Origin of the sequence: Clavibacter tessellarius (assembly GCF_001618005.1) — a bacterium.
GTDB classification, from domain to species: domain Bacteria; phylum Actinomycetota; class Actinomycetes; order Actinomycetales; family Microbacteriaceae; genus Clavibacter; species Clavibacter tessellarius_A.
In genome coordinates this window covers 1-800 of record NZ_LQXA01000060.1, presented here as the reverse complement: position 1 = coordinate 800, position 800 = coordinate 1, and the positions used below count along the sequence as shown (strand labels likewise).

1 protein-coding gene is annotated in these 800 nt (G+C 78.4%); it reads right to left on the bottom strand.

The window, feature by feature from the left end; translation table 11 throughout:
- Positions 1-730: hypothetical protein (locus tag AWH51_RS14770; RefSeq protein WP_217491924.1), on the bottom strand; the 730-nt coding region annotated here is incomplete at its 3' end.
- Positions 731-800: the final 70 nt, after the last annotated feature.

Below are 800 nucleotides of genomic sequence, written 5' to 3'. Positions count from 1 at the left end.
GGCCGAGGCCGAGCGCGCCGACCGCCACGAGCGCGAGCGACAGCACGTCGAGCGCGTTGCCGGTGCGCGGCAGGATCCCCGCGAACCCCGTGGTCCCTCCCACGGGCGGAGCCGCCGCGTCCACGGGCACGGGCACCGCGGCGGGATCGGCGCTCTCGGCGTGCAGGCCGACCGCGACGGTGCCGGAGCGGCCCATGATCCGCTCGTCGCCGCTGTCGGCGGGATCGACCGAGGCCGTGAGCATCAGGTGCTCGCCCGCGGCGGCGGTGATGTCCGGCAGGTCCATGCGGTCGGTCGACCCGCGGAACTCGCGGAGCGGGGTGGGCGCGAGGACGGCGGCGGTGCCGCTGACGCAGGTGGGCGCGGTGCGCGGCGCAGCGGTGGCGGGGGGCACCCACTCGTCGTCGCAGCGGTCCACCTGGAGGAGCACGCCGCGGTCGAGGTCGGCGAGCTCCCCGCCGGAGCGGATCTCCACGGCGAGCGTCGCCGACTCGGCGTCCGCGATGCCGGCGTCGATGATCCAGTGGCCGTGCTCGCCGGGTGCCACGTCGAGGAAGGCGGCGGTCCACTCGGAGGAGACCGAGAGCCGGCCGGGCATGCCGGTGTCGGGCGTGTCGAGGATGGCGGCGGTGGCGCGGGCGCCGATCAGCGACAGCCCGCCGACGAGGGCGAGCACCGCGGCGGCGGCGAGCATCCCGCGGAGGGGTGCCCGGGCCGCGTCAGCGCGCACGGCGACCGGATGCGCGACGGGCGCGGTCGCGCGGACGCAGGGCGTCGGCGGCGAGGGGCGGAGTGGCGGG